This window comes from Bacillus sp. P14.5 (assembly GCF_003316765.1).
Classification (GTDB): Bacteria; Bacillota; Bacilli; order Bacillales; family Bacillaceae_B; genus Rossellomorea.
Map to the genome: position 1 here is coordinate 1 of NZ_NIJF01000039.1, position 25,432 is coordinate 25,432.

The window sequence follows — 25,432 nt, forward strand, 5'->3', positions numbered from 1 at the left end:
ACCATTGCCATTGCCACCTTTATACTGGCCATGCTGGGTCCGATTCTTGGAACCATTGCTGACTATAAAGGATTCAAGAAGAAATTCTTTACTTTTTCTTTGGGCTCGGTGTCACGGCTACAGCCGTCCTTGCCTTCATTCCAAGTGACCAGTGGCTCATTCTATTAATATGTTATACCTTCGCTGCAGTCGGTTCCGCAGGGGCAAATGTATTCTATGACGCCTTCCTTACCGATGTGACCTCGGATGAAAGAATGAACAGGATATCTGCCAGAGGCTATGGACTGGGATATATCGGAAGCACCATTCCATTCCTCATCAGCATTGCCATCATTGTACTGTCTCAAAGCGGGACCATCCCCCTTTCGACTACTGTGGCAAGCAAGATTGCCTTCCTGATAACGGCTTTATGGTGGGGGCTGTTCGCAATCCCCATGTTCAGAAATGTTCATCAGCGCTACTATATTGAGCCTGAACCGAAGCCTGTCGTCAACAGCTTTAGGCGTCTTGCGAAAACATTCAAGGAGATCAAAAAATACCGTGCCTTATTCTTGTTCCTGCTCGCCTACTTCTTTTATATTGATGGCGTCGGAACCATTATCACGATGTCGACAGCCTACGGATCGGACCTTGGCATCTCGTCCACCAGCCTTCTCATCATCCTGTTTGTAACCCAAGTCGTGGCTGCTCCATTTGCCGTTCTTTACGGAAGGCTTTCTGAAAAGTTCACTGGAAAGAAAATGCTTTATGTGGGAATCATCATTTATATCTTTGTCTGTATTTATGCTTACTTCCTGGAAACGACATTAGACTTCTGGATACTGGCAATGCTTGTGGCGACATCTCAGGGAGGGATCCAGGCTTTAAGCAGGTCCTATTTCGCCAAACTGGTTCCAAAGCAAAACTCTAATGAATTTTTCGGTTTTTACAATATTTTTGGGAAATTTGCCTCCATCATGGGACCGCTTCTTGTCGCGGTGACAGCCCAAGTGACAGGCGACTCCAGCACAGGTGTTTTCAGCCTAGTCATCCTGTTCATCATCGGCATCATTATTCTATCCCGTGTTCCTGAGCCGAAGCAGCATCTTGCTCCTATAGATGCTGGAAATATGAAGATGTAAATGCCTGTCAAATAGAAGTAGAGTTTTGCTTTAGGATACACCATAACTGATATATGAAACGTCCTGTGAATTGGCACAGGACGTTTTATTTTGATAACAAGGATCATAAGAAATGGCATGTCCTTCTATATCACCAAGCAAATCATGCGTATATCACTCAAGAGTGGATACACTAAAGAACTTTAAATGCAGAATTGTTATACTCATGAATTTTCCGCCTCTTATATATGTTAGTATAGAATGTATGTTCGTTAAGATGACTTATATAAGGGGATGTTACATATGGAGAAAATAAGTTATCCAAATAGGTGGGATTTAGATGGAATTTTTAAGGGGAAAAGCAATTCAAAACAATTCTCAGAGCATCTCGAGAGATTAGAAGCATTGATATATAAATTGAAGGGCAGTGTAAACACTTTACGTACTCCTGCCTCAGAAATGGGCGCAAGGGAGATTTTCAATTTAGTAGAAAGCATCGGGAATATCCGTTTGCATTTTTCTCAAGCAAATTCGTTTATCACTTGTCTGCTTGCAGAAAACCCAAAGAATCAAGAGGCTGTTAGACTGCGTGGAGAAACCGCTCAACACGAAGCACCTTTCGAAAAAGAATTATCCAAAGTAAAAAAGCTATTAACTAACATCAAGGGAAATGTTTGGAAAGAGCACCTAAAAGCCGGAGACTTATCCGAATACAAATTCATTCTAAACGAATGGCGGAGCCAAGCGAATGAAAATATGTCTGAAGAGGAGTCAGCTCTTATTTCTGATCTAATGGCCGATGGATACCATGCTTGGGGAAATTTCTATTCTTCCCTCGTTAGCAGTATCAAGGTCCCTATTACTGTTCGTGGAGAAAAAGAGGTCTTGTCGGTCGGGCAAGCCATTAACTTGCGATCCCATCCTGATGAGGAAGTACGAAAAGAAGCTCATTATGCCTTAGAAGCTATATGGAAAGAGAAAGAGGACCTATTCAGTAAAATAATCAACCACATTACCGGATTTCGTATACAAATCGATAACAAGCGCGGAATTAAAAATCCGATCGAAGCTCCTTTGAAACGAAACAGGATGAAAGAAGAAACATTGAATGCAATGTGGGCAGTGATCAGTAAATATAAACAGCCTTTCTCCAGCTATCTGAAGCGGAAAGCTGAACTGACAGGGAATTCTAGTATGAAAGCTTATAATTTCTGGTCTCCGATAACAAAAAGCAACCAAGAAATGAATTTTGAAGAAGCTGCTGCATTTATTACGGAGCACTTTAGTCAGTTTGGTTCAGAATTAGAAGGTTTTGTAAAACAAGCTTTCAATGATGGGTGGATAGAAGCCGAAAACCGTCCAAACAAGTCAGCTGTTCCGTTTTGTGCCGGCTTTCCGCTCACTGGTGAATCGAGAGTTTTCATGACTTTCAGCGGTACTTTTTTAAATGTGTTGACCCTTGTCCATGAATTGGGGCATGCCTTCCACAATCATGCCATGATTCCTGTAAATGGTATGAATAAGCGGTATCCGTTGAGTATTGCCGAAACGGCTTCAACCTTCTCTGAAATGGTCATTTTTGATGCAGCTATGAAAAAGGCAAAGTCAAAAGAAGAAAAGCTATTTATACTGGATGAAAAATTAAAACGCAGCGTCATGAATTTTATGAACATTCATTCGAGGTTTCTATTTGAGCAGAGAGTATACAAGGAACGCAAGAAAGGAATTATTCCTGCCGACCGCCTCAATCAGTTAATGGAAGAAGCCATACATGAGGCGTATGCCGGATCCCTTGATGAGGCTTCCATACACTCTTGGATATGGACTCCTCATTACTATATTACTGAATCTCCTTTTTATAATTTTCCTTATACGTTCGGGTATTTATTTGCATTGGGCATTTATGCAAAGGCAAAGGAGAAAGGAAAAAATTTTGAAAGTGATTACCTCGCCTTGCTGCGTGATTCAGGAAGCATGACTGTAGAGGATTTAGTTATGAAACATTTAGGAGAAGATATTACTTCTGAGGCATTCTGGGAAAAAGGCATGAAGTTATGTGTACACGATGCTGAGGAATTCATCAGGCTTACATCCTCTTAACTTGATAGACGGAAGACGAAAGCCCCGTCAGTAGACGGGGCTTTCGTCTTCCTATCAACCAATTGCAGTAAAACACTGTCTATTGGGACTTTCCAGAAATACATTCTCCATCTACCTTCCAGGAAATAGAATCTTGAAATCTTCATATCCCTCTTTATCTAAATCTTCCACCGGGATGAATCTCAGTGCTGCTGAATTGATGCAGTACCGCAGCCCGTTTTTGCCTGGACCATCTTCAAAAACATGTCCCAAGTGGGAATCGGATTCACGGCTTCGCACTTCGACCCTGGTCATTCTGTGACTCAAATCGTATTTTTCTTTTACGCTTGCAGACATGACAGGCTTTGTGAAACTGGGCCAGCCGCATCCGCTGTCGTACTGGTCTTTTGACGTGAAAAGCGGTTCTCCTGAAACGATATCAACATAGATTCCTTCCCTGTCATTATTCCAATACTCATTCTTGAAGGGAGGCTCGGTGCCATTTTCTTGTGTGACATGGTATTGAATCTCCGAGAGCTTTTCCTTAAGATGTGATGTATCCTTTGGCCAGTGTTCCTTCAAAAACTCCTGCCTGCCAGACCCCCTGCGGTAAAGTTCGTATCTGAAATTATTTTTTATATAAAAATCCTGGTGATAATCTTCAGCAGGATAAAAGACCTGGGCTGGCAGGATTTCTGTCGCCACGGACTGTTGGAACCGCCCGCTGTCTTCCAGTTCTTTTTTCGATTCTTCCGCTTGTGCCTTTTGCTTCTCGCTATGAAAGTAGATAGCTGTTGTATACGCATTTCCCCTGTCGCTGAATTGCCCTTTATCATCAGTGGGATCAATCTGCTGCCAGTATAGCTTCAAGAGGTCTTCATATGGGAAAACTTCAGGATCGAAGAGGATTTGAACAGCTTCCCTGTGTCCTGTTTCCCCTGATACCACTTCTTTATAGGAGGGGTTGTCAGTCAGGCCTCCAGTATATCCGGAAACCACTTCTTTAATGCCCTCCCTCTCATCAAAAGGAGAAACCATGCACCAAAAACATCCGCCGGTAAAGGTCGCTCTTTCGTATTGTGATTGTGTCATTGTCGGCCCCCTTATTTAGAGTATGTATGGTTTCACGTGAAACATTTTATTCTTTTGCATACCTTTTATTAAAAGGCTGTTTTCGCATTCCCAAGAGTCGGATTTTTCCCCGGATACTAAGGGTATTAATTCTGATCGGAGGTTGCAGCTCTTTTCTTTTCATGTTAACTAGGTTATTCCGGTGAATTAAGGTTGTATTTTCGGGAATTAGTATTAATTAGCCACAAACTTTACGAAAAGAGCCTTTTAAAATCAGGACTAAGCTCACTCCATACATCAAACATATTGCCGTCCATATCCCAAAAGACAAAGTTCCTGCCGGCATGTCCCCGGTCTTCTATATCTCCGGTCTTTATCTTTTGCTCTTTGAATTTCTTGTGAAGTTCTTCTAACGCAGACAGACCGTCCACTTCGAAGGTCAACGAAAAGTGTTCCTCTCCCTTATGATTAAAAAAACCGGCCGATTGGTTGCTGCCTGCCTTCACAAGAAAAAAGCTCTGATTGGCTAAGTTCAGGATGGCCTTATCGCTATCCTGGTAGCTTATATCAGCTCCGAGGTTGACTGAGTACCACTGAGCAGAAGACGCCGGGTTTTGGACTGGAAGATAAGTCGTTCCTACTCTTAACAATGTTTGGTTCATTTGTTTTCCATTCCCTTCTTTTCGTTGTTATTTTGAAGCCATTCCCGGGCAAAATCGACTACTGCCCTCTGATCCAACAATTTGCAGTCTGCCTTGCCAATCATTGAGGTTTTAATCGTATGTATTCCCTCAAATTCTTTTCCCAATTCTTCAAATGGATCCGAATCATATAGAATTTCTTCATATACTTTCCATACCCGGCTTCCATCTTCCATCAGGGCTGCCCCTTTTTTGGCCTTCTCGCGGTTACCTATACTGTGTTCTGCAAAATGCAGGGAGGTATTGCTCTCATGAGTAACACCAAGCAAAAGCACGCTGCCCTCGAGTTCATAAATTTTAGCCAGTGGAGAGCGCGGTCCAAACCCTTCTTCAAGCGGCTGCTCACTTAAAATATAATCAGCGTGTTTTCCCCAGGCTGCAAAGGAATACATAGGATGGCTGCTTCTGCTTACACCAGGAAAACTCCTGAATACGTCGGCGATCATCCCCATCCCTCTGGAAGGGGTCACCCCTGGGTCATAGGCAGGCATCTCATCCCTGATAATCTGCCACCAGCTCTCCGGCACCGGCGGGTTCTCCCACTCTGACGGGTCGGAGTTATCTGCAGATTGTGCGGGCATGATCAGGGTCCCCCTTTCCCCTACCGCTTTCATCAAGGCGGTTACTACAGCAACTGCCCCTCCGCACACCCAACCTAAAGAGCTTAAAGAAGAATGTACGATAAGGACCATCCCTTCTTCAACGCCCAGGTTTCTAAAATCCTCAATCAGGCTGGCAGTTGTATGCGGTTTCTCTAATTGCTGAATTGCTTCTTTTTCTGTCATGATAAACTTCCCCTTACTCTCTACTTGAATAGAAATTATATATCATTTTTATTATGAACAATTTATTATATTTTTTCAATTTTCGGTAATTTATACTCAGTGTTGAACCAAATTTTAGAAAATGCTATAGTTAGAATGAAATATTCTGAAAAATTTGAAATGTTATTGTAACATCAAAAGCGGAAGCGCCCCGATTAGCCCCGACAGGCAAATGTTCCTCAGAGAAGAAAAGGCGGGTTTTCCTTTTATTCTCTGAGGGTTATTTGACCCCGAGGGGCTGGGCGCTGAAGCTGGACGGATCAAAAGCGGAAGCGCCCTGAACAGCCCCGACAGGCAAATGTTCTCAAGAGAAAAAAAGGCGCTCTTTCCTTTTATTCTCTAAGGGTTATTTGACCCCGAGGGGGCTAAGTCCGTTCCAGTGGGTACGAACCCTCGGGCGATGAAGCTTTCCGCGGATAACATAGTCTAAAGTTAATGGTTTTTAAAATTTTCTAACCATAAAGAAAAGGCAGCTAACCACTGCCCTATCGATTAAAAAGGAGGCTTACCCTTGAATAAAGTATTATGGCTGCCCATTCAGTTCCTGCTGACATGCGCAGGATTATTTCTTTTTAGTGCGGCCGGGTCTTTGCTTTTCTATGACCATGAGCTCGTCATACATATCGCCAAGTATTTTCACACCTTGAAGCAGGTTTTCCATGATGTCCTGAACCCCGGGTCGATTTCTATTATTGTAGATGATGACGGTAAGAACTATCCAATTTTCCCTATGCTGCTGCAACTGTTCGGCTACTCGTTTCTTCTTCTGATAGCAGCCTTTTCTATTGCGGTCGTTGTTTCGGCTTTCGTCAGCTATCTGATTATGTTTCTGCCACGGTGGGCAAAGCGGATATGCATGCGGATGCTGGATCTTTTCGATTCACTGCCTGATGTCATGATCGTTGTACTTCTGCAATTATTCATCATCTGGCTTTTTAAACAGACGGATATCCTCATGTTTGATATATACAAGCTGGGCGAAGATAAAATCTATGTGCTGCCGATCGTTTGTCTGGCGGTCCTGCCGATTGCCTTTCTAACAAAGCACTTCCTGTTTCAGATAAGAGAGGAAGAAGACAAACCATACGTTGAATATTCGTTTTCCAAAGGCTATTCGAAAGCCTATACCTTGTGGGTTCATCTGTTCAGGAACGTTTGGATTCAATTCTATTATCACATTAAACCGATTTTCTTATTGATGCTCTCTAACCTGCTTATCATCGAAATCTTGTTTAATATTAATGGATTTATGTTTGTTCTGCTAAAAACAGCTACAGCAGAACCAAGTGCGTTCTTCATAGGCATGCTGATGATTTACGTACCATTCTTCATCATCTTCAGCATAGGCAGGATTCTTTTGACCAAAACCATTGGAGGGGAGATTGAGGTATGAGTATTTTCAAATCTTTACGGTTTTGGATACCCTTTGCCATCCTGGCAGCCATGATTGTTGGAAGTTTTCTTGTCCCTGTTCTCTATCCGGATTTTCAGAATGAAGGACCTCCATATATAAGAGATTCGGAGACCGGTAAAGTCATCGCGGGATCACCTTATTCTCCTTCAGAAATGCCTCCTATGGGAAGTGACAGGCTTGGCAGAAATATTTTCCTTCTGCTTATGGATGGTGCCAAGTATACCCTGCTTGGTGCCCTGGCCATCGCACTCCTGAGGATGGCAGGCGGATTTGCGACTGGCCTGCTGTATGCTTTCATGCCCTCTTGGCTGCGCTCAGGCTTTAAAGGTTTTTGGGATACATTCAATTTCATCCCGCTTGCGATTGTCGGTTACATCCTTCTCCAGCCGCTTCAGATGGCTTACGAAGCTCAGGCACTCACAAGCATGCGCTTTTTGATTATTGAAGTGATCGTTATTGCTCTCATCGTCATCCCTTCCCTTGGCATGTATGTTGGGCAGGGGATGAATGATTTCATGAAACAGGAATTCGTCGATGTTTCAAGACAAATGGGTGCCAGCCGTTTTCATTTGATTAAAAAACATTTACTGCCGCATTACGGCCGCCATTCGATAGTTTTGTTTTCCGAACAGCTGTCACAGACACTCCTTCTTTTGATCCAGCTTGGAATTCTGAAAATCTGTCTTGGAGGGCTTATGACAGCTAATTTCGGAATCATGGAAAGCATCCCCGTCTATTTTTCAGCTATAAATGAATGGGCTGCCACGATCAGTATCAATATTCAGCAGGTCTTCATCAAACCTTATATTGTATTGGGTCCGCTCCTATTCTTTGCTGTATCAATTTATTGTGTAAATGAGATTAGCTCAGTATTAAGGTCTGTACTTATTGAGGGCAGCCATGTCGGCATGAGGCGCCTTAGAAAGAAAAGCAGTCAACGTCTCTCATCCTCCAGCAATCAGCCAAAAAGAGAAGACTTCTCTTTTGCTGATAAGGAGAAAAAGGCATGTTAAAGAAATCCGCTTCCCTTTTGGCCTGCCTTACCCTTCTTACTTTGCTGGCAGGCTGCAGGGTCGTTTTAGTGGATGAAACCCTCGCTGAAGAAGAAAAGGCTCCCCCAGTCGTTTCAGGAGAAGAAATTATCACTTTGGATTCTAGTGTGCAATTTGATAAGAAGATGGTGGTACGCGGTCAGACAAATCTGCCTGAGGGAAGTGTCCTCCAGGCCGGCCTGAAGGAATATCCGGATGACGCCGCAATGGAACAAATCATGAATGCCGAAGTACAGCCCCTTGAAGACTTTATACTGACCGGCACAGGGGAAGTGAGCGAAGACGGCACATTCTTAATTGTACTTAAAAGAGGGGATCGGGAAAAAAGATATCAGCTCACCGTTGAATTTCTTTCCGATTTACAGCCGCCTCCCATTAAAGAAAAATACGGGGAACTCGGTGAAAAAATCGGGGACAGCGAAGGTGCTTATCAATATGAGAAAGACGGAAAGACGTATACAGGCATCATACGGTTTGCACCCATACCAAAGCCTTCAGACCACGGGTTCTATAGCGGTAAAATGAAACTGAATTCAGACCCTGCCAACGCAGACCCCTTTTGGTAAGGCTGTTCCCGCATATATTGCTCCTTTCGAAAAAATCACAAGAGCCGGATCTTCCCCCGGCTACTAAGCTTTTACTCTCTTAAAAGAGGGAGCAGCTCTATTCTTTCTTGCTTACCGGTGTTATTTCGGTGAGTTATGGGATTAGCAGCAAAGTTTACGAAGCTTTCTGGTAACATAGGAGAAGAGAGCTGCCCTCTATTTAAAGATGGGGAGCATGTACGGAGGAGGATTGGAGCGGAAGGCGTGCGACCTCCTGCGGTACTAGCGGGACAGGTGAGACCCCGCAGGCGAAGCCGAGGAGGCTCAACGCCCGCCCCGCGGAGTCGCGCGCCTGGAGTGGAAATCCATTCCTTTTAAAATAGCCACAATCTTTGCGAAAACAGCCTTACGAAAAGACCCTTTGGTAAAGTTCACAGGTTCTCTTATTTATCCAGCAATTCTAAAAACCCTACTAAAGCAACATTTTGATGAAATTGAAAAAATAAAGAAGATCCCCTGGCTGTATAAGATCCAGGGGATTTTTTTGTTTCCCTCTGCTGTTACCTCATTGAATATCCAGGTGTATACTCCCTCATTTTGTTATATCGAAATAATTTTAACTATCAGAATAATGCGCCGGCACTATACCTAAATTCCTATTAATTTCTTTTATTCTCAATACTTAAACTAGTCATACTTTTAAGTATTTTGACATTGACAATAAAAGTAATTATTATAGTAAAGTATTTTCAGAGGAGGTACACACATGTCTAAATTAGATAAAAAGAAGATTGTAGAGAGTGTCCCGCAAAAAGGTTTTTTCGGACACCCTAAAGGACTTTTCACGTTATTTTTCACTGAGTTTTGGGAGAGATTCTCTTATTATGGCATGAGAGCCATTCTTGTCTTCTATATGTATTATGAAGTATCAGAAGGCGGACTCGGACTTGATGACAACCTTGCCCTTTCCATCATGTCCATCTATGGCGCCCTTGTTTATATGTCAGGAGTCATTGGGGGCTGGCTCGCCGACCGGGTATTCGGAACATCCAAAGCAATCTTCTACGGCGGGATCTTGATTATGTTCGGCCATATTGCTTTATCCATTCCTGGAAGCCTTTCCATGTTCTTTGTATCAATGGTCTTCATTGTCATTGGTACCGGTTTACTGAAACCGAACGTATCAAGTGTCGTAGGTGAAATGTATCCAGAAAGCGACAGCCGCCGGGACGCTGGATTCAGTATTTTCTATATGGGGATCAACCTTGGTGCCTTCATATCGCCGCTGCTCACCTCATCGGTTTCTGATGCATACGGATTCCACTGGGGATTCGCTATTGCTGCCGTTGGTATGCTGTTAGGCTTGATTGTATTTATGGTAACGAAGAAGAAAAATCTCGGATTGGCAGGCACATATGTCGGCAACCCGCTGACACTTTCTGAGAAGAAAAAGTACTCTATCATATTCGGTGCTGCCATTATTGTAATCGGCGGGCTGCTGGCCGTGCTGATTCCAAATGGATTATTTACTGTCGAAGCATTCATCAACTTAATCGGTATTCTCGGTATCCTTATCCCAACTATCTATTTCTTTGTCATGTATTTCAGTCCTAAAACGGATGAAATTGAACGTTCCCGAGTCATCGCCTATATCCCGCTCTTCATTGCAGCGGTCATGTTCTGGGCAATCCAGGAACAAGGCTCGACTATCCTTGCAAGCTATGCGGATAAGAGAACCGATCTTGATTTCGCCGGGATTTCCATCTCTCCAGGATGGTTCCAATCCTTGAATCCATTGTTCATCATTATCCTGGCTCCTGTATTCGCGTCCATGTGGGTGAAGCTTGGGGACCGCCAGCCGAACATCCCGCAAAAGTTTTCTATGGGATTATTGTTCGCAGGACTTTCTTTCCTTGTCATTCTTATCCCCGGCTACATTAGCGGAGATGCGCTTGTAAGTCCTTTATGGCTTGTTCTAAGCTACTTTATTGTTGTATTAGGTGAACTGCTTATTTCGCCAGTGGGACTTTCTGCAACCACTAAGCTAGCGCCCGTCGCCTTTTCAGCTCAGACCATGAGTGTCTGGTTCCTTGCCAGTGCCGCGGCACAAGCATTGAACGCGCAGCTGGTGAAGTTCTATACACCTGCTAACGAGATCATTTATTTTGGATCCATCGGAGGCGCAGCCATACTGCTGGGAATCGTTTTGTTTGTCATCGCCCCTATTATTCAGAAGTTTATGAGAGGCATAAAATAATTAAGGTGGAGAAGCCTGAGGGAGTCCTCAGGCTTTTTATAATGCTCTTTTCATAAATTTTGTTGCTAATAAACTCCTTTGATAACGCCTTCCTTCACTTTTAAAAAATCCTGGTAAGCTAAAAAGAAGGGAACTGTTACCCCCGATTAAAGAGAAAAGCCTTAGTATTTGGGGAAAAATCAAGTTCTTGGGATTTTTCCGGAAGCAACTATTTATACCAAATCAACCTTCTGAAAAGAGCATCGTAAAAAACTGTCGAAAACTATATAAGTGAATTTCATTTCCAAAGTTCACCTCCTGCATTAAACTAAAGTAAAAAGGGAGGGTCCCTGTTGAAATACTGGAAGCATGCTTTTTTAATTTTTGGCAGTTTTATTTTAGTGTTTATTATTGTAACCGCTTTCAACGCATTTACAATCCAATCTAAACAACCTGCCCCTAATCCTGAGAAAATTGCTTTGGATGAAGAAAAGGCGATCAATAATCTTTCTGAAGCAATAACTTACAAAACGATTTCTTATCAGGACCGCAGCAAATTGGATCTAGAGGAATTCCAGCGCTTCATTGATTTTTTAGAAAATAGCTATCCCTCTGTTCATCGTGAATTGGATTTGGAGAGAGTCAATGATTATGCACTCATCTATACCTGGAAAGGCAAAGATTCGTCTAAAAAACCGATTGGCATGACCAGCCATTATGATGTGGTTCCTGTCCTGCAAGGTACGGAAGCAAACTGGGAACAAGACCCTTTCAGCGGGGTGGTTTCCGGGGAGAAAATCTGGGGGCGTGGCACCCTGGACGATAAGATTGGCGTAATCGGCATTCTTCAAGCCCTTGAGCACCTATTGAATGAAGGATTTCATCCGGAAAGAGACATGTACTTCATGTTCGGCCATGATGAAGAAATCGGCGGAGAAGAAGGGGCAATGGCCATTGCCGCATTACTTAAAGAAAGAGGCGTCCAATTTGATTACGTCCTCGATGAAGGCGGCGCCATAGTGGAAAACATGGTGCCGGGTGTCGACTCACCTGTTGGCGTAGTCGGAATTTCCGAGAAAGGTTCCGCGACTGCAAAACTTTCAATCGAGGGCAGCGGCGGACACTCCTCCCAGCCTCAGAACCGGACCAATATCGGCAGAATCGCCGGTGCCATAGCCAAATTGGAAGATACCCAGTTCGCAGAGGATCTTAGAGGGCCTGGAGAAGATTTATTTGAATATGTGGCGCCTGAAATGAGCTTCGGGATGAAGTATATATTTTCAAATAAATTTATCTTTGAACCGATTATTGAAGAAGTGTTATTGAAAGAGCCGGCCTCAGCAGCATTAATCAGAACTACGATTGCTCCAACAATATTCCAGGCCGGGGAACAATATAATGCTCTGCCAGAGGAAGCAAGTGCCATCATCAACCTTCGACTCATGCCAGGTGATTCCTTGGAAGATGTGAAGCATTTCATTGAAGAGACGATTGAGGATGAAGCCATCACTGTTGAAGTGACGGGAAGCGAAGCAACAAAGGTATCTTCCTTGAAAGGCAAACCTTTCAAGACCATCCAGCAGGCGGCAAGGAATGTTTACAGCGAGGCCGTCATCGCCCCCTATCTGATGGTTGCCGGGTCGGATGCCAAACATTATGACAGTGTTGCAGACAATACGTACCGCTTTCTTCCAGTACAGATCACCTCTGAAGACTTGAACCGGATGCATGGTACCAATGAACATGTCAGTGTAGAAAACTATCTTAATTCCGTAAAATTTTATATTGAATTTGTGAGAGAAAGCAATCGATAAATAATCAAAAAACCTGCTTGCCATCAAGGAAGCAGGTTTTTGTTTTGTAGAAAAGATCTTTCAGGTAAACAATGCTGCTATTTAATAGGCATTTGGTAAGAAAAAGCTCTAATTCACGGTAAAAAAAGAGCTCTTCCCTCCGGTTAGCGAGAAAAACCTTGGTAATCGGAGAAAAGTGAAGAACTTGGTTTTTCCGGAAGCAACAATATATGAGAAAACAACCTTATAAAAAGGTCAAAAAAGCCCTCTCCAATTAAGACTAATTAGGAAGATTGTCGTTTAAATGGCGGTTGTCAGCAATATCCTGGCTGCCGTCCAAAAGGTGTGTCATGCCTCGGACCAAGGTATCATCCTCAAGCAGGCTCCAAATATGGTATCCAAAGTCTTCTCTTTTCAAGAGGACTTCTTCCAGTACCTGAACGGTTCCAAAGTCATTCAACTCATGCGCGCGCTTGATCGTTTTTCTCATCATGCCCTGAATTTTGATCTCATGTTCGAGGTCATTGCGAAGGTAATCCCTCATTGTGTAACGGCCCTCTACTTCGTGTTTTATATATGAAATTTCGTGCTGTGTAACAGGATGGGCAGTAGGCACGACACCCAGCCTTGCGACACGCTCGCCTACCATATCGATGTGCTTCTCTGTTACATCGATATGTTCATCCAGGATATGATGAAGGCTTCCAAATGATTCAGCACCTTCTGTGAGCCAATGATGTTTAGTGTATTGATGTAACGCGACGTTTAAAGCACACAGATGTTCATCCAGCATCAATCCCATCTCCAGACGGGTTTCATAAGGAAGGCTGATTCCGCTTCCTTCTTTTCTGGCAGTTCTAGGCTCTTGCCTTAAGATCATTTCTTTTGAATGCTGGTTCTTATGGCCAGGCATGTTCGGGTCAAACCCTGATTTCGAAAGCTTGAATTCATCATGGGAAAATCCTTGATTATCATGGTTCTGCATCTTGTTACCTCTTTTCCAGGAATTTTTACTTCTTTATTGTCCATATGCAGTACCTTATTTATTCAGGTTTTTTCATAGTTTTTAGACAATCCGTTATTCTAACCTACTCCCAAATGACTCCCACTTCATAGGATAGGGAAAGGAGGTGAATCTAAATGGAAAAACCTTATTTATTATGGTCTGAAACCCCTTATGCGGGGGAAAACAGGCCTCCGCGGGATCCCGTTACACCCTCTGCAGGCACCTGGCCGCTGATTTTTTTAGAAAGGCAGCCGAATGGTGACATTCTTACACCTCAGGGGAGGGATATTGAACGTGCCCTCCTGCACCCTGCTGTCATTGATTTTGACAGAGAGCTCAAAGTGGTGAAAAGAACCTTGAAAAATTTGACTGCAGAACAAAAAAGATTGCCGTGTATTATGGAAGCGGAGTTCCCACAAAACAATGGACACCTGTAATAGACCGGCTGATCGATACCTATAACGTCTCACCCACTGCTGCAGCCCAGATTCTGGCTTACGTCCAAGGAGCTGTCAATGATGCCATGGTCGTCACCTGGGACCTGAAGTATAAGTGGGATGTGGCAAGGCCCGATCAGTATGACCAGACAATGGAAACACTCATTTGTACACCGCGCTTCCCGACTTATCCTTCCGGGCATGCCGTCATGTCAGGTTGTTCAGAAACTGTATTGAGTTATTTCTTCCCTAGAGAAGCACGCAAGTTGAACAAGATTGCAGAGGATGATGCAGTCAGCAGGCTTTATGGAGGCGTGCACTTTCCTTCAGATAACAGCGAGGGGCTGCGACTGGGCAGGACGATTGGAAGATCCGTCATCAATCATGTAAAAGGCCAGCGAGGCTTTGATCCACGAATGATATCCAGAGACTATAACAATGCCAACCTTCTTCCTGAAGATTATCGTCAATTCATCCCTTATGATTTTCCACCTGATTGCTCTTCTTTAGTTATCGGTGAGGAGGTTAGCGGAAAGAAGGAGCAGCTAAAGAATCTTGATGCCCCAAAGCCGTTTCTTAAGAAACTTAATTAAGCATCCTAAGACCTTCTGGCAGGGGGTCTTTTTCTATTCCTTTCATTTATGAATTCTTAGTAGATCCGCCGCGCAGCAGCAAGCTATGAATATTGATTTCGGCAGCATGACTTTAAGGATGTGGCACACTTTTTCTGGGGATTCCAAAGCAACAATCCAATCTTTTGGTTTTTTATAAGCGGCTTGCGGAGCGAGGGATATCATCTTTCCATTTACCAGTTTTCCCTGTAAACCAGGACCGCTTCTACACATAAAAAAGATCCCGCTCTCAATACAGATGCGGGATCTTTTTACATTATCAACATATTATTCCTAAGGTCAATTAGGATCTTTTTTCGAAATTTGTATCAAATAGCAGCAAAGTTTTGAAAAGAGCCTTTTACTATTCATGAATGCAGCAGCCCGTTACGGCTGACAACATTGATGCCTCCTGAGGCCGAAATGACACTTCCGGTAATTAGATCCGAGTTCTCATCACACAGGAAGCCGACGAGGCGTGAGATATCTTCCCCTGTACCCGACCTGCCAATGGGGGTCACATCATCCTTCAACCCTCTGGCCGTTTCGATTGAAGATTCCTTCATTTCCCCCCTGATATCACCAGGGCATATCATATTTGCTGTGATGCCATATTCGGCTTCCTCCAAGGCGATGGACCTGGTTAGTGAAACCAGGCCCACCTTCGCTGCACTGAAGGCCGAACGGTAGATCCACCCAGGTGAATGCTCGGCATCCTGGAAGCCATAATTGACGATCCTGCCGAATTTTTGCTGTCTCATAATCGGTACAGCGAGCTTCAGAAAATGGAAAACGGCTGTCAAATTCCCGTTGATCATCTCTTCCCACTCATGGTCCTCATATTCAATCAGCTTCTTGCGCTCAAAAATATAAGGCCCGGCATTATTGACGAGATAATCAATGCGGCCAAATCGGCCCATAGCCTGATCAATAATGTTTCTGATATCTTCCTTTTTGGTGATATCGCCTTGAACAAACTGAAGCTGCTCAAGATAGGGAGCCCACTCTTGTTTCAACTGTTCAACCCTTTCAAGGTCGCTTCTGAAATTGACCGTAACAGAGCAGCCCCGCTTAAGGAATTGCTCGGTCACCTTTTTTCCAAGCCCTTTGGAACCTGCAGTGATCACTGCGTGTCTCATTATTCTCACCTGCGCTATCGACATTGTCATTTAAGTCTTTCCCTCTGCTATCTATTCAAAAGGGATAGAAATTCCATCCTGCTCTCCGTCTTCTCTGCGTAAATCCCCTTTACAGCGGTTGTCGTTGTAGAAGCAGTCGACTTCTTGATGCCGCGGCCGCACATGCACATATGCTTGGCTTCAACCACAACCATCACACCTTGCGGGTCAAGGACCTCTTCGACAGCTTTGGCGATTTCATTCGTCAGCCTTTCCTGTACCTGGAAACGTTTGGCATACCCTTCGACCAGGCGGCCGATTTTGGATAGGCCCGTGATTTTCCTATCCGGTATATATCCTACGTGAGCGACACCAAAGAAAGGTGCGAAATGATGCTCACACATGGAGTAGAACTCGATGTCCTTCACCATAACCAATTCCTTATGGTCGACATCGAATACTTTTTCCAAATGAGATTTCGGATCTTCACGATAGCCCTCTGTATACTCTAGGAATGCTTTTAGTACTCGGAAGGGTGTTTCCTGCAGCCCGTCCCGGTTCGGGTCATCACCGCAAATTTCAATCAAATTCTTGATTCCATCCATATATTGGTGTGCTTTGATGATATCTTTATCTATATCTCCAGATGTTCCTTTAAACAAATCCTGGAGTTTTTGAAGCATAAATTGATCTTCGGTCATTAACATAATAAATCTCTCCACTCTCTATTATGAAATAAAACCTTAAGCATCAAACTTACGGTTTCATGTTATACATACTATATCACAAATTCAAACAACCATTGATAGTCAGTATACTCTTGAAAAACATTACCAGCCATTTTATTGCTTTAAAGCACTAAAAGGAACAGACCCTCTTAGTGATTTAAAGTGTTGAAGAGCCAAAAAAGATAAATATTATCTCCTCGTTCAGTCTATCCTAAGGGTAAATACAATTTAAGAGGAGAGTTCTTATGAGTACAGATTCTCAAGAAAAATACAGGACGTACTGCGGCAGCGAGTATGATACGTTAAAGCGGGTCATTTTATGTGAGCCTCATTATATGACGATCCGTGATGTCATCAATGAAACCCAGAAGAAATTCAAGGATGAGGGCATACATATAGACAAAGCCGTTGAACAGCATGGCGAGTTTGTTAAAACTCTTAGAGAAAATGGTGTGGAAGTAGCTCTGCTTCCCTATCATAAAAAATACCATGAGCAGGTTTTCACCAGGGATATCGGATTCACATTAGGTCAGACAGTATTTGTCGCAAGGATGGCCAGCGAGGCCCGGAGAGGGGAAGAGGAAGTACTGAAGCAATGGCTCGAAGATGAGGATCTCTCTTATTACAATCTTGCTGAAGACAGAATCGAAGGCGGAGACGTTGTTATCGACCGGAATACTGTATATGTAGGTCTCAGCGACAGAACCACTCAAAGCTCGGTCGATCACCTGCAAAGCCTTATGCCGAATTATGAAGTAAAAGGCATCAAGTTCAAAGCGGAATATCTGCATTTAGACTGTGTCTTCAATGTCCTATCACCGACAGAAGCAATTATTTTCCGCGAGGCCCTGACTGAGCAGGACATTGAGTTTTTTGGATCACGTTACGAACTCATCGATGTTTCCAAAGAAGAACAGTTCACTCTTGGGACCAATTTATTGTCTATCGGGAATAAAAAAATCCTCAGCCTTCCTGTTAACAAGGAAGTCAACAAACAGCTTCGCGATAGAGGTTTTGATGTATTGGAAGTAGACATCACCGAGATCATTAAATCGGGCGGTTCTTTCCGCTGCTGTTCGCTTCCGATATTGAGGGAAAGCTGAGAAATCAAGCTTTGTTTTGGGTGCGACAGTATTCCGCATTGAGGAGGCCTGTCCGCTGCCTTCACACACTATCCAATTTTCATTAAAATCAGCCTTTTGAGCAGGGAATTCATAATCCCTGCTTTTTGTTGGTTCCATTTCTTCTATAGCTGTCCGGTAAATTTTGTTATAATCAAGTAAAATCAGGTCGACTGGGTGGTGAACTCATTGTTTAACATTCTCGTTATAGAAGACGATTTAACTTTATTTCAAGAAATCAAAGAACGTTTGTCTCAGTGGTCCTATGAAGTTCACGGAATCCGTGATTTTGCATTGGTCCTTCAGGAATTCACTGAGCTTAAACCCGACTTGGTCATCATTGATATCCAGCTTCCCAAGTTTGACGGCTTTCATTGGTGCCGTCTGATACGCTCGCACTCCAATGTGCCAATCATCTTTTTATCCTCCCGTGATCATCCTACAGACATGGTCATGTCCATGCAGCTCGGAGCAGATGATTTCATTCAAAAGCCCTTTCATTTTGAGGTGCTGGTCGCCAAAATTCAGGCTACTCTGCGGCGGGTGTACAACTATAATACGGAAAGCATCCATCTCAAGACATGGAATGGGGCGACAGTGGATTATGAAAAAACACGGTATCCAATGAGTCGGGCGCTATTGAGCTGACGAAAAATGAGATCTTCATCCTCAAGCTTCTAATTGAAGAAAAAACAAGATTGTCAGCAGGGAAAAATTAATGGAAAGCTTATGGGATGATAAACGGTTCATCAGTGACAATACCCTCACCGTCAATGTCAATCGGCTGCGAAAGCACCTGCAGGATATCGGTCTGGGGAGCTTCATTCAAACAAAGGTCGGCCAGGGATATATCGCTAAGGAAGAGGACAACCAATGATCCGGCTGTTTCTAAGAGAAAGACTCAGTTGGATTTCCCTCAATCTTTTCTTACTGGCCTTCCTGATCTTTGTCTCATATCTTGATCCGTCCATCCCGCTCACGCCCGTGTTGTATTTCGCCTTCTTAGCTCTGCTTGTTTTTTCTATCTTTCTTGCCATTCGATACAACAAAGAAACCAAGTTTTATAAAGAATTGACTGAGCGCGAAGATGACCTTGACCCCTCCACCCTCGTCAATGGCAGCAGCCCGTTTGAAAAAATCGTTGAAGAAAGCTTGGCTGGACAAAGCGAAGCGCTGCGAAAATCAGCTTCCCACAACCAACTGATGTTCGAGCAGGAAAAGGATGATCTCCTTTCCTGGATTCATGAGGTGAAAACACCTCTGACGGCCATGCACCTGATCATTGGCAGAATCGGTGATCAGCCATTGAAGGCCTCCTTGACATACGAATGGCTGAGGATTCACCTTCTTCTGGACCAGCAGCTTCATCAAAAGAGAATATCTTTTATTGAAAGTGATCTCTACATAGAAAAGACCAGCTTGGAAGAACTCCTCTATGGTGAAATCAAGATGCTTCAATCCTGGTGCATTCAAAAAGGGATTGGCTTTGACATCGATTTAAAGGCTGGCATAGTTTTAAGCGATAGCAAATGGCTTGCCTTCATTCTCAGACAGATTTTATCCAATGCGGTAAAATACAGTGATCAAGAAGACATCAGGATTAACAGTCATCATGAAAACGGCAATGTCATTTTGAGAATCCAGGACTTCGGAAGGGGGATCGATCCAAAAGACCTTCCAAGGATTTATGATAAAGGCTTTACCTCTACGACTGTTCATCAAGACAGTGCCTCCACCGGAATGGGACTTTACCTTGCCAAAAAGGCAGCCGAACCTCTCCACTTGGATTTGCATGTGAAATCAGTACCTCGGGCGGGGACCACTTTCACTCTGACCTTCCCCAAGGAAAATGATTTCATAACCATCACGAGCATGTGACAAAACTGTCACATGCTTTTGCTTATTGTTAGATGATTCGAAGGAAATTCCCTCTCTCCCTTACTATAATTAAAGTATCAATCAAAAGGAGTTTGAAGCGATGAATATTTTAGAAGCAATCAAAATCCAAAAAAACTACGGAAATAAATTTAATAAACAGGAAGTACTGAAAGGGATCGACCTTTCAATCGGGGAAGGGGAGTTTGTCGGCATCATGGGGGCTTCCGGCTCCGGAAAGACTACCTTGCTCAATGTCTTGTCATCCATTGATAAAGTCAGTGGCGGCAGCATTACCATCAACGGCAATGAAATGACCTCACTTAAAGAAAAGCAGCTTGCTCAGTTTCGTAAGAATCACTTAGGGTTCATCTTCCAAGAGTATAACCTGCTCGACACCCTGACGGTCAAAGAAAACATATTGCTTCCTCTTTCCATCACAAAAACACCCCGGAAGGAAGCTGAGCAAAGATTCAAGGCTCTAGGGGAAGAACTGGGAATCTTCGATATTAAAGATAAATATCCTAATGAGATATCAGGAGGACAGAAGCAGCGCACCTCCGCGGCAAGGGCGTTCATCCATGAACCAAGCATCATCTTTGCCGATGAACCGACTGGGGCCCTTGATTCTAAATCCGCTTCCGACCTTCTTAATAAACTTGCCGATTTGAATCAAAAAAGAAAGGCGACCATTGCGATGGTCACTCATGACCCGACTGCCGCAAGCTTCTGCAGCAGAGTCATCTTCATTAAAGACGGACAGATTTATACCCAGCTCATAAAAGGGGAACAATCCCGGCAGAGCTTTTTCAAAGATATCATCAAGACCCAGGCGGTACTAGGCGGTGTTCAGTATGAGCATGAATGATCTTATCTTCCGCAACCTGAAGAAAAACCTTAAGAACTATTATCTGTATGTTTTCGCCTTGATTTTTAGTGTGGCCTTATACTTTGCGTTTGTCACATTGCAATTTGATCCCTCAATGGATGAAACTAAAGGATCGATAAAAGGGGCAGCGGCAGTGAGGGCCGCATCGATCTTACTTGTGGCAATTGTCTCGATTTTCCTGCTCTATGCCAACAATATCTTTATCAAAAGACGCAGCAAAGAAATCGGACTGTTCCAATTGATTGGAATGACGAAAGGACGAATTTTCCGCCTCTTGAGCGTTGAAAATTTCATTCTTTATTTCGGCTCCATCATTGCGGGAATCTTCATCGGCTTTTCTTTTTCAAAGCTGATCATCATGGTCCTGTTTAAAGTGACCGGAGTCGACGCCATCGCCGCCCTTCACTTTTCCGAACGCGCCTTGATCCAGACCTTGATCGTCTTTGCGGGGATCTACCTTCTGATCATGCTTATGAACTATACATTCATCAAGAGGCAGAGCATCCTCTCGTTATTTAACGTAGTCTCTTCGACAGAGGAAAGGGTAAAGAAAATCTCTGTCTGGGAAGTTCTCATGGGCATCCTCGGTCTGCTCCTGATTCTTTCGGGATACTATATTTCTTCCAAGTTATTTGGTGGAGATTTCAACACGATTAATCAATTATTCTCAGCAATGGCCTTCATCCTGGCATCTGTCATCATTGGGACTTACTTCTTTTACAAAGGGTCTGTCCGTTTCATCGCCAACCTGATCAGAAACAGAAAGAACGGCTATTTAAATATCTATGAAGTGCTGTCCCTTTCATCCATCATGTTCCGGATGAAATCAAACGCTCTTCTTTTGACTATTATCACTACTGTATCTGCGCTTGCCATCGGACTGCTTTCTCTGAGCTATATTTCGTATTATTCAGCTGAGAAATTGGCGAAAAGCAACGTCCCGGCAGATTTTACATTTACGACTGTGGAAGAAGCACAGCAGTTCAAAGGCCTGCTGGGGGAGAACGAGATTTCCTTCACTGAAGAAACAATCGAGGTGCTTCAAGTCAATTTGGACGCTTCTGAAATCATTGAATCCACAATTAATGAGATGAACATGAACCCGGAAGAATTAGCGTTTCCTGTGATAGGTGAAAGGTCGGCAGAGGGGATCGAGCTTGAGGAAGATGAGGTAGTGTTTACTGGATATAATGATTTGGTACAGTCCTTCCTCTCATTAAAGGATTCAGGGAGCGTGACATTACTCGGCAATTCTGTTGAAATCCCACAAAAATATCTGGGAATAGAAAAAGAGTATTACGTCTCCTGGTATTTTACTGCCGGCGGTGTTCCTGTTGCCGTGGTGGACGAATCCATCTTTGAACGCCTTAAGAATGATCTTGATCTGGAAATTCAAAGGCCTTCTTCTCTTTACATTGGTATTGAAATCAAGGATGGTTCTCAAATAGAGGAAGCAAATGAGCTTTTCAATGAGACAGATCTAGCCGAAAAAGGCGGCAATGACTCACAATTGGCGATGAGTACCGGACAAAAGCAAACCATGGGCGTCGTCATGTTCATTGTCGGATTCCTGGGACTGACGTTCCTGATCACCTCCGGATGCATCCTCTACTTCAAACAAATGGATGAGAGTGAAAGTGAACGCCAGCACTATACGATCCTGAGAAAACTTGGTTATACCCAAAGCGATCTCCTGAAAGGAATCCAACTGAAGCAGGTATACAATTTTGGAATTCCTCTGGTTACAGGGCTGCTTCACAGCTACTTTGCCATTAAATCAGGATGGTTTTTATTCGGCACCGAGTTATGGACACCGATGATCATCGTTATGGGGCTTTATACAGCACTCTATTCGATATTTGGGGTATTGTCTGTTCTGTATTATAAAAAAGTAATTAAAGAAGCTTTATAAAATGTAAGCCTCAGTTATTGCGACTGGGGTTTTTATTTTTTCACACCTTGTTTTTGCCCATCATTTTATACAAGTATCTTTGGTACTGGACTTCTTCTAAACTATCACTCTTATTACTTGTAAATATATTTATATAGTTTGTGAAATATTTCACAAATAATCCACATACTTTTCAACTACCTCATCGTATACTAAGGATATAATCAATCACCTCATAAAAAAGGGATGAACAACTATGAATATATTTGAACTCCTTACCGCATTGACACCGGTTTTAGCTGTGTTTGTTTTTCTCGTCATTTTGCGCATGCCCGCTTCCCGGGCAATGCCCATCAGCTTAGCCGCCACAGCACTATTAGCTTTCTTTGTTTGGAAGGTTCCTGCTGTCCAAATCACAGCCGCAGCAATAGAGGGAATCCTTATCTCTGTCTCCATCTTGTGGATTGTTTTTGGGGCGATTTTACTGCTGAACACACTCTCCAACAGCGGCGCCCTCGACTCCATTCGTCATGGATTCACACAGATATCCGCAGACAGGCGTGTTCAGCTCATCATCATAGCCTGGCTTTTTGGCTCTTTTATCGAAGGGGCAGCCGGTTTCGGTACTCCTGCTGCGATAGGGGCTCCCTTACTTGTCGCCTTGGGGTTTCCTCCTCTGGCAGCCGTCTCCCTAGCTTTGATAGCAGACAGTTCAGCCGTTTCATTTGGAGCCGTCGGAACCCCGATGATCGTAGGGGTTAAACAAGGACTTAACGAGGGAGTGTCATTGGCTGAAATCGTAGAGAATGGCTTGGGCAATATGTCCATCAACCAATTTCTGCAGGAAGTTGCCAGCACAGCCGTTTTCATTGACTTATTCATAGGGTCGTTCATTCCCGTCATCCTTGTGATGATGCTGACCAGGTTTTTTGGAGAAAACCGCTCTTGGAAGGAAGGAGCCGAACTATTACCGTTTGCTATTTTTACGGGTCTAAGTTTTACAGTCCCGGCCTTTTTGACGGCGACCCTTCTCGGCCCGGAATTCCCTTCCATCATAGGGGGACTGGTTGGACTCGCGATTGTGGTGCCAGCTGCTAAAAGAGGATTTCTGCTGCCAGACAAACCTTGGGATTTCTCAGACACTCCATCAGAGACGGTAAACATTCAACCCCTGACAGCAGAGAAAACAATGCCGCTGTTGCTGGCGTGGCTTCCATATCTGCTGGTCGCGGTATTCCTGGTATTGACCAGACTTGATTTCCTCCCTGTGAAGGGGTGGCTCAGGGAAGTGAAAGTTGAATGGGCCTCCATTCTGGGGACAGAAATCAGTACCTCCTTTGAACCTCTGTACCTCCCGGGATCTATTTTTATCCTCGTCGTGGCTCTGACCATTCTCTTTCATAAAATGAATGGTTCGCTTGTTAGAAAAACATTTAGTCAGTCTGCTAAAACTATGGGGGGAAGCATTATTGCCCTCGGAACCGCTGTCCCGATGGTCAGGATCTTCATCAATTCCGGGGTGAACCTGGCTGACTTGGACAGCATGCCAATGGAACTGGCCGCAATGGTTTCCGAAGTGATCGGCGGCAACTGGCCGCTCGCTGCCCCGGTTATCGGGGCACTCGGCTCATTCATCTCAGGAAGCGCCACTTTCAGCAACATGATGTTCTCCCTGTTTCAGTTCAGTGTCGCAGATAGTATCGGAGTGGATACCAGAGTGGTGCTTGCCCTGCAAGTTCTTGGCGCGAACTGGGGGAATATGATCTGCGTCTTGAATGTCGTCGCGGCTGCTTCTGTTGTGAACCTCGGAGGAAAAGAGGGAACCATCATCCGGATGACTTTGATCCCAATGCTCTTCTATGCTTTGCTTGCCGGTGTGATTGGGTTTCTGCTTCTGATTTAACGTTTCAAGCTCTCTTCCAACAGGAAGGGAGCTTTTTTTTAGTTTAAACTGAGAGCTCTTACCAGTTACCCCTTAGAGGCGTTTCTTGAAAACAAGGCTGTAATTGGGTATTCTTAAGCTACAATGACCCAGATGAAGGTGTGTGTTCGAATTGCGTATAAATAAATTTATCAGTGAAGCCGGAAAAGCGTCGCGGCGGGGAGCTGACAGACTCATTGAAGAAGGAAGAGTCACGATCAATGGCAAAAAAGCGAAAATCGGCGATCAGGTTGAACCAGGTGACGATATCAGGGTAAGCGGCCAGCAGCTGCGTGTTGCCCGGAACAATGTCTATATTGCACTCAATAAACCGGTCGGAATCACAAGCACCACTGAAAAAAATGTGAAAGGCAACATCGTTGACCTTGTTAACCACCCATTAAGAATCTTCAACATCGGACGGCTTGATAAAGACTCTGATGGCTTAATTTTGATGACCAACGACGGAGATATCGTCAACGAAATTCTCCGTGCGGAAAATGAGCATGAAAAAGAGTACAACGTTTCTGTAGACAAGCCTATAACCCCTGAATTTTTGCAGCAGATGTCTGAAGGCGTCAAGATATTGGGGACCAAGACCCTCCCTTGTAAGGTGGAACAGCTTTCCAAGTTTGATTTTAAAATCATCCTGACACAAGGGCTCAACAGACAGATCCGCCGCATGTGTGAAGCTCTGGGTTATGATGTACTCCGGCTCCAGCGGGTACGAATCATGAATATCCACTTAGGTAATCTCCCCGTAGGCCAGTGGCGCGACCTTTCCAAAAAAGAGAAAAAGCAATTATTCAGTGACCTGGATTATGAGCCGAAGGAATGGTAAGGCGGGCTTCGTGAGTTAGGCTGTATGATGAGCTTGATTATATTTTGTGACCCTTTTGATGTCCCTTGCTCTTGCTGCGAGGGACATCCTTTTTGGTTTTTTTAATTTTGATGTTCCTCGCTTACCTTCCGAGGGACACATCTTTGGGTTTTTCGGATTTGATGTACCCCGCTCCGCTC

Annotated in this window: 20 protein-coding genes and 2 pseudogenes; 16 read left to right on the forward strand and 6 right to left on the reverse strand. The window is 43.9% G+C overall.

Annotated features, from left to right (window positions below; genetic code table 11):
- Both B9Z54_RS04405 and B9Z54_RS04410 read left to right on the forward strand, forming a co-directional pair.
- Positions 1–1,121: pseudogene (locus B9Z54_RS04405) on the forward strand (MFS transporter); the annotation flags it as partial.
- 282 nt (positions 1,122–1,403) lie between these two features.
- Positions 1,404–3,200 carry a M3 family oligoendopeptidase gene (locus B9Z54_RS04410; RefSeq protein WP_113927289.1) on the forward strand — a complete coding sequence of 599 codons (1,797 nt, stop codon included), beginning with the start codon at positions 1,404–1,406 and terminating at the stop codon, positions 3,198–3,200.
- A 111-nt stretch (positions 3,201–3,311) separates the two neighbouring features.
- Here B9Z54_RS04410 and msrB read toward each other — a convergent pair whose 3' ends face one another.
- The 3 genes from msrB to B9Z54_RS04425 all read right to left on the reverse strand — a co-directional run bounded on the left by msrB (position 3,312) and on the right by B9Z54_RS04425 (position 5,736).
- Positions 3,312–4,271, reverse strand: a complete 960-nt coding sequence (msrB, locus tag B9Z54_RS04415; RefSeq protein WP_113927290.1) for a peptide-methionine (R)-S-oxide reductase MsrB — start codon at positions 4,269–4,271, stop codon at positions 3,312–3,314.
- 230 nt (positions 4,272–4,501) lie between these two features.
- A complete protein-coding gene (locus tag B9Z54_RS04420; RefSeq protein ID WP_113927291.1) occupies positions 4,502–4,912 on the reverse strand; it encodes a VOC family protein in 411 nt (136 codons plus the stop codon).
- Positions 4,909–5,736: an AAC(3) family N-acetyltransferase gene (locus B9Z54_RS04425; RefSeq protein WP_113927292.1), complete on the reverse strand. Its 828-nt coding sequence runs from the start codon at positions 5,734–5,736 to the stop codon at positions 4,909–4,911. The genes B9Z54_RS04420 and B9Z54_RS04425 overlap by 4 nt, the downstream gene beginning before the upstream one ends.
- Positions 5,737–6,286: 550 nt before the next feature.
- Here B9Z54_RS04425 and B9Z54_RS04430 point away from each other — a divergent pair.
- The 5 genes from B9Z54_RS04430 (at position 6,287) to B9Z54_RS04450 (ending at position 12,836) form a co-directional block, all read left to right on the forward strand.
- Positions 6,287–7,168 (forward strand): ABC transporter permease subunit, encoded by an 882-nt coding sequence (locus tag B9Z54_RS04430; protein ID WP_113927293.1) that lies wholly within the window; start codon positions 6,287–6,289, stop codon positions 7,166–7,168.
- Positions 7,165–8,202: an ABC transporter permease subunit gene (locus B9Z54_RS04435; protein WP_113927294.1), complete on the forward strand. Its 1,038-nt coding sequence runs from the start codon at positions 7,165–7,167 to the stop codon at positions 8,200–8,202. The genes B9Z54_RS04430 and B9Z54_RS04435 overlap by 4 nt, the downstream gene beginning before the upstream one ends.
- On the forward strand, positions 8,196–8,807 hold the full coding sequence (locus B9Z54_RS04440; protein ID WP_113927295.1) for a hypothetical protein: 612 nt from the start codon (positions 8,196–8,198) through the stop codon (positions 8,805–8,807). Before B9Z54_RS04435 ends, B9Z54_RS04440 begins: the two co-directional genes overlap by 7 nt.
- A gap of 745 nt (positions 8,808–9,552) precedes the next feature.
- Positions 9,553–11,043, forward strand: a complete 1,491-nt coding sequence (locus B9Z54_RS04445) for a peptide MFS transporter (RefSeq protein ID WP_113927296.1) — start codon at positions 9,553–9,555, stop codon at positions 11,041–11,043.
- A gap of 332 nt (positions 11,044–11,375) precedes the next feature.
- Positions 11,376–12,836 carry a M20 family peptidase gene (locus B9Z54_RS04450; protein WP_113927297.1) on the forward strand — a complete coding sequence of 487 codons (1,461 nt, stop codon included), beginning with the start codon at positions 11,376–11,378 and terminating at the stop codon, positions 12,834–12,836.
- 259 nt (positions 12,837–13,095) lie between these two features.
- On the opposite strand, the gene B9Z54_RS04455 is transcribed toward B9Z54_RS04450, so the two are convergent.
- A complete protein-coding gene (locus B9Z54_RS04455; protein WP_113927298.1) occupies positions 13,096–13,800 on the reverse strand; it encodes a Dps family protein in 705 nt (234 codons plus the stop codon).
- Between the two features lie 155 nt (positions 13,801–13,955).
- Between B9Z54_RS04455 and B9Z54_RS25530 the strand changes: the two genes are divergently transcribed.
- Both B9Z54_RS25530 and B9Z54_RS04460 read left to right on the forward strand, forming a co-directional pair.
- Positions 13,956–14,258 (forward strand): hypothetical protein, encoded by a 303-nt coding sequence (locus tag B9Z54_RS25530; RefSeq protein WP_240189799.1) that lies wholly within the window; start codon positions 13,956–13,958, stop codon positions 14,256–14,258.
- Positions 14,213–14,851, forward strand: coding sequence for a vanadium-dependent haloperoxidase (locus tag B9Z54_RS04460; RefSeq protein WP_240189800.1), 639 nt, complete (start codon positions 14,213–14,215; stop codon positions 14,849–14,851). The genes B9Z54_RS25530 and B9Z54_RS04460 overlap by 46 nt, the downstream gene beginning before the upstream one ends.
- Positions 14,852–15,237: 386 nt before the next feature.
- Here B9Z54_RS04460 and B9Z54_RS04470 read toward each other — a convergent pair whose 3' ends face one another.
- A complete protein-coding gene (locus tag B9Z54_RS04470) occupies positions 15,238–16,008 on the reverse strand; it encodes an SDR family oxidoreductase (protein ID WP_113927300.1) in 771 nt (256 codons plus the stop codon).
- A 47-nt stretch (positions 16,009–16,055) separates the two neighbouring features.
- Positions 16,056–16,670: a GTP cyclohydrolase I FolE gene (folE, locus tag B9Z54_RS04475; RefSeq protein ID WP_481747780.1), complete on the reverse strand. Its 615-nt coding sequence runs from the start codon at positions 16,668–16,670 to the stop codon at positions 16,056–16,058.
- Between the two features lie 290 nt (positions 16,671–16,960).
- On the opposite strand from folE, the gene B9Z54_RS04480 reads away from it, so the two are divergent.
- The 7 genes and pseudogenes from B9Z54_RS04480 (at position 16,961) to rluF (ending at position 25,253) form a co-directional block, all read left to right on the forward strand.
- Complete coding sequence (locus tag B9Z54_RS04480; RefSeq protein ID WP_113927302.1) at positions 16,961–17,818, forward strand: dimethylarginine dimethylaminohydrolase family protein; 858 nt, start codon at positions 16,961–16,963, stop codon at positions 17,816–17,818.
- 207 nt (positions 17,819–18,025) lie between these two features.
- Positions 18,026–18,713, forward strand: a pseudogene (locus B9Z54_RS04485) (response regulator).
- Complete coding sequence (locus B9Z54_RS04490; RefSeq protein ID WP_113927303.1) at positions 18,710–19,714, forward strand: sensor histidine kinase; 1,005 nt, start codon at positions 18,710–18,712, stop codon at positions 19,712–19,714. The pseudogene B9Z54_RS04485 and the gene B9Z54_RS04490 overlap by 4 nt, the downstream one beginning before the upstream one ends.
- Before the next feature lie 100 nt (positions 19,715–19,814).
- Complete coding sequence (locus tag B9Z54_RS04495; RefSeq protein WP_113927304.1) at positions 19,815–20,579, forward strand: ABC transporter ATP-binding protein; 765 nt, start codon at positions 19,815–19,817, stop codon at positions 20,577–20,579.
- The gene (locus B9Z54_RS04500; RefSeq protein ID WP_113927305.1) at positions 20,566–22,512 is read left to right on the forward strand and encodes an ABC transporter permease; all 1,947 of its coding nucleotides are present in this window, start codon (positions 20,566–20,568) and stop codon (positions 22,510–22,512) included. The genes B9Z54_RS04495 and B9Z54_RS04500 overlap by 14 nt, the downstream gene beginning before the upstream one ends.
- Before the next feature lie 235 nt (positions 22,513–22,747).
- Positions 22,748–24,394 (forward strand): L-lactate permease, encoded by a 1,647-nt coding sequence (locus B9Z54_RS04505; protein ID WP_113927306.1) that lies wholly within the window; start codon positions 22,748–22,750, stop codon positions 24,392–24,394.
- A 151-nt stretch (positions 24,395–24,545) separates the two neighbouring features.
- Positions 24,546–25,253: a 23S rRNA pseudouridine(2604) synthase RluF gene (gene rluF, locus B9Z54_RS04510; RefSeq protein ID WP_113927307.1), complete on the forward strand. Its 708-nt coding sequence runs from the start codon at positions 24,546–24,548 to the stop codon at positions 25,251–25,253.
- The last annotated feature ends 179 nt before the right edge of the window (positions 25,254–25,432 follow it).